Genomic DNA, 8,639 nt, shown 5'->3' on the forward strand with positions numbered 1-8,639 from the left:
TATATAATTTCATGTCGGCTGTCTGATTGGGATATCTCTTTTTAAAATCTGCCGCTTGGGCTTCCAATCGCTCCTCATTCACATCACACATTCCAACACAATGAGCCCATTCGTTCTGGAGAACTCCATTAAGATCGGCACAGCCCATACCCACTCCGATAACTGCAACATTTATGCGGTCACTGGGTGTAGCGCTACGGTTAAAGGAAGTCATCACATGAGGAGAAATTACAGACGAAACACCAAGTCCGGCTCCTAATAGTCCTGTTTTCTTTAAAAAATTTCTTCGTGTTGTCATAACATTTAAATTAGTAGTTAATAATTGAGAATTAAGTTTTACAAATACAAGCAAGGCATAAGGCAATCTTCACTGTGTTTTCATAGAGTGCCTTTCTGAGATTATTTGCAGCAAAAAAATTAACGGAAAATACCAGAGATCAGGCATTACACAGACATACTACTTTTAATTACATTGGTTATCTTTTCCATACTTTTCTTGAGCAGTGTCTGTACACTCATTGTGTCCCAATATGTTTGATTAAAAAGTTCTATCGACAATCCACCACAGAATCCTGTCTCATGTAGAAGAGGGAGTACTTTATCAAAAGGACAAATTCCATCTCCGGGAAATATACGATCCGCATCTTTCAATGTTTCACGCGATATAGAATCTGGATAATCGTTGATATGAAATATCGGTAAGGATTTCCCATTTATTTGCCATAAAGAATTGAATGAATTTCCACCTCTGTAAAGATGGTAAAAGTCCAAAAGCATTGAAGCCTTAGGATGTGCTGTACCAATACTAATTGCAGCAATATCTGAAAGTTGATTCAGTACACCTCCTCCCCACAACTCAATAATGGGAGTAACTCCAGTATGATCTCCCTCTTCTAAAATACTACGATACCGCTCACTATACTCTTGTAATCTTTCTCTTTCAATATGGGAAATTCCCTGGGCAGGTGCAGCGATATAAGCCCCTCCCAGTCGTGCTGTCAACTCCATATCCTGGCGCATTTTCTGTACTCCTTCGGCTTGACGTACCGAATCATCAGAGATCCAGGTAGAAAAGGTAATCATATTTTCCAGGATCAATCCATGCTCTTTAATCTGTCGATTCAAAGATTCCGGTGTTCCTCCAGCTTTGACATACGCCTCCACATCACTAACCCATAATTCAATACCATCAAATCCAGCTTTTGCACAAAGATCTATTTGCTGTTCAACTGGTAACTTATACCCACGAATAGTAGACGTATTGAGGCTTATCCTGAAAGGTTTGGTTCCTTTATCTACACTTTTCAGAGATTGCTGATCATGAGAGACACATGATAGTAAACCGCTTAGTCCCCCTCCAGCAATTGCGATACCTGAAGCACGCAACATTTCACGGCGTGTCAATTTCTTTTTACTCATAAACTTTCCTTCCGCATTATACCAATCATAACTTTATTCGCCGAGAGATTTCCGGGCCTCTCTATCGGGATCGTTCCTCATTTCTGATTTGTCATTCAATATCATGACTTCTCCATTCTCATTTGAATATTGGTTCCATACAGGTAATCCGTCACTATTGGGATTACCTGTCTGCATAAAGGCCAACAGAGCATCTGACATTTTATCAGATAATAAACGCGGCCTTTTACCTCCACCGGTATGGGTAATCATCCGGTCTACATTACGAAACCAGAAACAAATATCCAAACAATGGAAACTCCTCATCCTGTTATTGAATAAAAGTGGTTCCCACCCAAACCATGCCATATATACCGGTTGTCCCTGCGCCAGCTTTGCATTTGCAGTTTTCACTACTGACTCCCGAGAAGATAGTATTAATGCCCATATCTCCACCGGTCGATATTCAGGAAAGTTCTCCGCATACATCTCTACAATCCTTCCGGCTTTATCTCCATAACGAGGCCGAAGTTTTTCTACCACCTCTCCAAGCGTAATATTTTCCAAAGAAGCATCTCCTCTATTGGGATTCCATTCATGAAAAGTAGTACACAATAGCATCGGTACTTGTGGTGCTCCTTCTGATGCTTCGGAAGAATAGAATGTTCCTTTAGGAATATGAATTCCATCGCCAACAGGCCCAAATGTACGACGTGAAGTAGTTTGCATTTCCTCCAGACACTTCCTCGCAGCCTTATTGCTTAATTCAATATAATCTTTCCAAGGAATATCTTGAAGTTTATCAATCTCATTACGGGTCAATCCTGCCTCTTTAAGTATATACTCGCCGATCTTCCTTGTGATATTTTGATCGGATGCCTCAATAGTCGATCCACTCAAAGGCACGGCTTTATGTATCATACCCTTTGCTGCAGGCATAGCTGCTACAGTACACACTTTTGCACCTCCACCGGACTGCCCCATAACCGTCACATTTTCGGCATCACCCCCAAAAACAGCAATATTATCCCTGATCCATTCCATCGCAAGAATAATATCAAGCATTCCTACATTTCCGGAATCTTTATACTTTTCTCCTCCTACACCCGAAAGATCGGAGAAACCTAAAGGTCCTAAACGATGATTGACGGAAACAAAAACAATATCTCCGTATCGACTCAGATTTTCTCCATGATATCCGTCCTGCTCAATTCCACTTCCACTCGTAAAACCTCCGCCATGAAGCCAAAGCAATACAGGCCTCCTCCTATTATCATTTATTGCCGGAGTCCAGACATTCAGACAAAGGCAATCTTCACTAACATCCCAATAATTCCAATGATCTGCAAAAGTGCCGTAATTATTAGGCCAACGATTTTCCATATTTTGCGGGGCAGTATGTCCATAAAAAACAGCCGGACGTACATTTTCCCACGGTGTCGGTTTTTGCGGAGGCTTGAAGCGATTCTTTCCTGAAGTATCTGCACCATATGGAATCCCTAAAAAGGTATAGACTTTATTCAGTATATATCCCTGGACTTTGCCGTATACTGTTTCGACGATAGCAATATCATCACCAATAAAAAGCGTTTGCTCATCGTCTGAATACGATGAAGTTACTGATGCTTTATCTACATCTTTACATGAAGTAATGGCGGTTATACTACCCAGGCCGATGGTTGCAGTCCCCACACCTATCTGCTTTACAAATTCTCGTCTATTAATCATAAGATTGTGACTTAATTAGATTACATTTCCAGAATTAGCACCTCTTTCGCATTAATTTTCAACTCCCCTTCTAAAGGAATTACCCGGTTCGTAATAATATCTGTCCCTTTTGTTTTTCCTCTTAAAATTTCATTGTACCGCGATAAGGGAAGATTAACTTCTTGATTAGCCCCATTCAATATAACGATTATACTTTGACCGTTCAGATAGCGTTCATATACGTATACTCCCTGATTAGGTTGAAAATGAATCATTGTACCTTCCGATATTATTTTATTATTTTTCCTCCACCGAAGAAGGGTCTGAAGATAATTCCATGCCTCATTCTGCATGGCAGAACGTCCCTCCGGTGTAAACCAGTTTTCAGTGTCGCCAGGCCAACCTCCCGGTACATCTAAACGTATATTTCCATCACCCCCGGGAGCGCTCTTTGTTCCATACATGAGTAATTCCTGTCCATAATAGAGTTGAGGAGTACCCGGAATCGTCAAAAGAAAGGCCAATCCCTGCTTATATGCATGTAAATCTGCGGGTTTCTCCCGAAGGAAACGGTCTGTATCATGATTTTCAAGGAACCGTAATACATTCTGTATATCGGGATAAACAAAATCATAACACATATGTGTATACAATTTCTGCAATCTCCCATTCGGAGCAGACTTATTGTTAAATATTTCACTGGCAATACTCATAAGAGTAAAATCCATCACCGATTTCAATTCGGTATCTTTCCCCGAATTAAGTTTACTGCCTTTTTGCCACCAGGCGGTTCCAATGGTATACTCTGTCCATATTTCACCAACAATATTAAACTGCGGATACTCTTCCATTATCCGGATATTCCATTCACGCATCATATCATAATCGGCATAGGGATAAGTATCCTGCCGGATCGCATCGATACGGGCATATTCAATCCACCAGATCGAATTCTGGATAAGATAAGTCGCTACATGTGGATTTGCCTGGTTCAAATCAATACCAAAACCGGCATATTTCATTACATCAGAATCATATCGGGAAGCATAGTTATCATAGAAAATCTCTTTGGCATGATTCCCGCGTTGACTGGGACTGACATTAAACCAATCCCTTGCCGGTTTATCAAGTACCCATGGATGATTTGCTCCAATATGATTAAATATCATATCCATAACAACTTTCATACCCCTTTTATGTGTTTTATCTATCAACCGCAGATAATCTTCGTTGGATCCCAACCTGCGATCAATACTATACATATCTGTGGCAAAATATCCATGGTAAAAGCCGCCTCTGCCATCATTCTCCAAAACAGGATTCAACCAGATTGCCGTCACTCCCAGCTCTTCCAAATAGTCCAAATGTTGTTCGATGCCTAAAAGATCACCACCATGACGAGCTCCAGGCCGGGTACGATCAACCGTATATTCAGCTGTCATCGGTAGCTGATCATTAGTAGTATCTCCATTAGCAAATCTATCCGGCATAATCAGGTAAAGCACATCAGATGAATCGTAACCTCTTATATCTGTCATACTATCTTTCCTTTGCTTCAGCTCATAAGTGTAACTTATTTTTTCCTGATTACGGCTAAAAGTAATATCGAAATTCCCTGGTTCTGCTTCCGATATATCGAGGTATAGGATCAGGTAATTCGGGCTTTCAACAGCAACACTACTTTTCAAGTAAACACCCGGATAGTCAATAGACGGTTTGTAATAGGCTATCTCTTCTCCATACACCATTAACTGTAACTCCGGGTTTTTCATTCCACTCCACCAGAAGAGCGGTTCAATACGGTCTATTTGCCGGGCTTCTACAGAAGCTCCGGCAAATAAGACTATCAGAATGTATAAAATAGATTTATTTCTCATGAGAGTACGCTTTTAGTTCATTGTCACATAAGGATTCCCACTCTGCTCTACATCAGGGATCTGGAATAATATCTTCCTTGAATCCCATGCATTACCCCGTACATTCTGTCGTGTACGTTTCAACTCAAACAAACGTTCACCTTGCAGGGCCAACTCAAGCCGACGCTCTTTACGACAAGCATTAATTATACTCTCCTTATCTTGTTGAGTCGTTTTATTTTCTCCGTAGGCTCGATGCTCAATCAGGTTCAGAGCGGTCAGCGCTTCATTCAAATCACCACCTGATTCGGCTAAAGCTTCCGCGTAAATAAGGAGTAGTTCATTATAGGCCATGACAATCCCATCCATATATTGATAATCAAAACGAGTAGTATACCATGAACCGTTTATTTCTTTATAGAAAGTTTCGAATCGTTTATCATTTACATCGTCATACGCTTGTAGTAAAGATTCTGAAGGATGGTAAATCGGGAGAGTTAAATCATTTGTACGAAATGCACGCAAGCCGCCCCAAGAATCCTCTGTAATAGAAATGGAAGGGATCATAAAAATAACTTCATGAGTTGCGGTTCCTTTTTCTGCTCTTGCATATTTGGCTGTCATATCCTCATCAAGCTGATATTTTCCGGTACTTATCACTTCATTAGCCCATTTGGCAGCCTGTGCATAATCGTGACGATAAAAATGTACTTTAGCTAATAACGCTTTGGCAATATCCGATGTGGCTCTTCCCGAATCCCATTGGTTAGAAGAAGAAAGGTTTGCAGCAGCAAATTCAAGATCAGTAATAACCTGATTGTATACCTCCTCAACGGTCGAACGTTGAATAATCTCAAAAGCTGTTTCCCGATCCATTACTCCTCTTACACGGATGGGGATACCCATTTCTGCAGTATTTTTATGCTCTTCCGAGTAAGGTAGCCCGAAAGCCCTGACTAAATGGAAATGTCCGAACCCCCTGATAAAGGCAGCTTCAGCTTTGAACTGAATGGCTTTGTCCCCGGACGCAGATAATATTTCTTCTGCAAGATCATTAAAGGCAACCTGATTGGCCCTGTTAATAGCGTTATAGGTGTTTTGCCACAAGTCACGCCCAACCGGATTTACCAGATTCATTTCATGAGTGGTCATCTGCACCCACTGAAACGTAGCGGTATTAGCTATTGCGTCATCGGATATCACTCCGAATCCACGTAAAGCTTCTCCACCCCAAAAACCCCCAGAACGAACTTGCTGATAAGTACCCAAAAGTAATTTTTCAAGATCATCAACTGTTTTCACTGCATCATCAGTCAGAATCAGATTATCCGGTTTAATCTGCAGGAAATCCATATCGTCACAAGTCGTAAATCCCAAAATTAAACAAAGGGATATAAGGAATATATTTTTTCTCTTCATGATAGTAATCTTTAGAAATTAACTGTTAATCCAATAGTATAGGTACATGCCTGCGGGGGAGTAAGATAAGTGACATTCAAACTCAAGTTACGGGCCTGTGCACTTGTCACGTCACGCATGATTTCCGGTTCACCGCTATACTTAGTATAATATTCATTAAATAAGGTAAGCAGATTGGTCGCCTGGGCATAAATACGTACGTCACGAATATAAAGTCTTTTCAAGGGTGTCCCGGTGAATGTATAACCGACATTCAGGTTCTTAAGGCGGAGAAAACCTGCATCATGCAAATATTCGGTTGTATTACGTGCCTGATTAATTCCACTCCTGCCTAATGTAATACGGGGTATATCGGTTATATCACCCGGTTTTTGCCAGCGATCCAAAACCCTCTCTTTCAAATTCCAGGTTCCCATATTATTCATTTGAAACTTTTCACCATCGTCATAAATATTTCCTCCTATCTGGAAAGTAAACATGAAACCGAAATCCCAATTTTTCCATAAAAAGCGGTTATTCAGCCCCCCAACGAAATCAGAATAAGGATGACCGACCGGCTGACGGTCACGTTCTGCATTATATTCTTTGGTTGATCCGATTGGCTTTTTATTCGCATCCAACATTTCATAAATCGGAGCACCATCCTGCGGATCAACACCGATAGTTTTTACCAGATAGTTGACCCCGATAGGTTGTCCGACAAGTACACGAGTATCACCCTCACCGCCTAATGCATCAGGCCCGGCGGTACCTACATCAATCACTTTGTTTTTGTTGTAGCTGATATTAAAATCGGTTGTCCAGTTAAAATCATGATTATTGACATTCACAGACTTAACATTGAATTCTATTCCGGTATTGCGCACTTTTCCTATATTGCCTAAGAATTGGGTATATCCACCGGATGCAGGAACACGAACATTCAGGAATAGATCTTTAGAGTTCTTATTATAGAATCCTATTTCCCCTGAGAACCGATTTTTCAGGAATCCGTACTCCAAACCGACGTCAAAAGTATTAGTTGTCTCCCATTTCAGGTTCGGATTCTTTAAAGAATTAATATACCAGTACTGTTTTCCGGTGTATAATTGTGTCTCATTCACATTGACTGCCCCCCATTGGGCATAGTTTGGTATTTCCGCATTTCCTGTAATACCATAACCTGTTTTTAATTTCAGGAGGCTTACAATATCATTATCCTTCATAAAATCTTCTTCCGTGATTAACCAACCAACGGAGGCTGCAGGAAAATCACCGAACTTATTATTCTCTCCAAAACGGGATGAACCATCACGACGATAAGTAGCAGTGAGCATATAACGCTCTTTCAATGTATAGTTTACACGACCGAAGAAAGAAATGAACGAATACTCCTGATTAGGATAACGGGTAGATGTTTCTTTTGACGGATCGAATTCCGGGTTATTATACAACCAATCCTCCTTACCCATCTCAAACACAACATTCCTATAGTTGGAGGTTCTTTTAGACCTTAATGCCTCTGTACCTAAAAGGAAATGAAAACGATGATTGTCTCCCACCTTTAAGGCATAATTCAACAATGCCTTGGCATTCCAGTTCATATCATACTGATTGGTTATGTTACTATTAGGCGCAGTTGATAATTCTTTCGTTCGTAAATAGTTCGATTCGTTATCCCTATAATCAATATTACCTTCTACACGAAAGGAGAGATCTTTTATAATTGTCCAATCGGCATACATGTTAGTCATTACCCGATCTGTATAAATCTCCCGAAGTTTTTCATATATTTCTGCGACCGGATTGGTTGACATCGGGAATTTATAATAGTTTCCATCTGAGTCGTATGCAGGAAAATAAGGTAACGCATTGCTAATGGCACGACCATATCCCCCATCCCAACTAACGGGAACATACTTATTGAAAGTTCTGGAAAAAGTAAAGTTTCCTCCTACCTGAAGAAAGTTAAACGGAGAATAATCAAGGTTCAAACGTCCGCTTGTTCGTTTGAAGTGATTCTCTTTTATATAGGAATTTTCGGCAACGTTTGAAAGTCCGATATAGGTCTTTAGTCTATTCGAACCGAACGAAATTGAAAGATCATTGTAAGTAGATATTCCTGTGCGTGTTACCAAATCTTGCCAATCCGTATTATTGGCTAATGCTTCCGCTTCGGTGTATCCTCCCGGATAAGTAGTCACTGTTGCCGGATCAGGAGCACTTTGAGGATTAAAAGTATAGTCATTTACCAACCCCTCTCTATATAGTTTCAGATAG

General features: G+C 40.5%; 6 protein-coding genes. All 6 read right to left on the reverse strand.

Annotation, left to right across the window (positions count from 1 at the left end; translation table 11 throughout):
* On the reverse strand, window positions 1-298 hold a 298-nt coding region (locus Q0502_RS15290), incomplete at its 3' end, for a twin-arginine translocation signal domain-containing protein (protein WP_298652562.1).
* Between the two features lie 146 nt (window positions 299-444).
* Window positions 445-1,419 (reverse strand): sugar phosphate isomerase/epimerase, encoded by a 975-nt coding sequence (locus tag Q0502_RS15295; RefSeq protein ID WP_298652565.1) that lies wholly within the window; start codon window positions 1,417-1,419, stop codon window positions 445-447.
* Window positions 1,420-1,452: 33 nt separating this feature from the next.
* The gene (locus Q0502_RS15300; RefSeq protein ID WP_298652568.1) at window positions 1,453-3,126 is read right to left on the reverse strand and encodes a carboxylesterase family protein; all 1,674 of its coding nucleotides are present in this window, start codon (window positions 3,124-3,126) and stop codon (window positions 1,453-1,455) included.
* A 20-nt stretch (window positions 3,127-3,146) separates the two neighbouring features.
* Window positions 3,147-4,982, reverse strand: a complete 1,836-nt coding sequence (locus Q0502_RS15305) for a glycoside hydrolase family 13 protein (protein ID WP_298652571.1) — start codon at window positions 4,980-4,982, stop codon at window positions 3,147-3,149.
* Window positions 4,983-4,994: 12 nt separating this feature from the next.
* Entirely contained in the window at window positions 4,995-6,380 is a 1,386-nt protein-coding gene (locus tag Q0502_RS15310) for a RagB/SusD family nutrient uptake outer membrane protein (RefSeq protein ID WP_298652573.1), read from the reverse strand.
* Window positions 6,381-6,391: 11 nt separating this feature from the next.
* On the reverse strand, window positions 6,392-8,639 hold a 2,248-nt coding region (locus Q0502_RS15315), incomplete at its 5' end, for a SusC/RagA family TonB-linked outer membrane protein (RefSeq protein WP_298652575.1).

This window comes from uncultured Proteiniphilum sp. (assembly GCF_937873925.1).
Lineage (GTDB): Bacteria > Bacteroidota > Bacteroidia > Bacteroidales > Dysgonomonadaceae > Proteiniphilum.

Coding starts and splice junctions, on each gene's coding strand:
- Q0502_RS15310 (WP_298652573.1), bottom strand. CDS start 6,380: ATGAAGAGAAAAAATATATTCCTTATATCCCTTTGTTTAATTTTGGGA.
- Q0502_RS15300 (WP_298652568.1), bottom strand. CDS start 3,126: ATGATTAATAGACGAGAATTTGTAAAGCAGATAGGTGTGGGGACTGCA.
- Q0502_RS15305 (WP_298652571.1), bottom strand. CDS start 4,982: ATGAGAAATAAATCTATTTTATACATTCTGATAGTCTTATTTGCCGGA.
- Q0502_RS15295 (WP_298652565.1), bottom strand. CDS start 1,419: ATGAGTAAAAAGAAATTGACACGCCGTGAAATGTTGCGTGCTTCAGGT.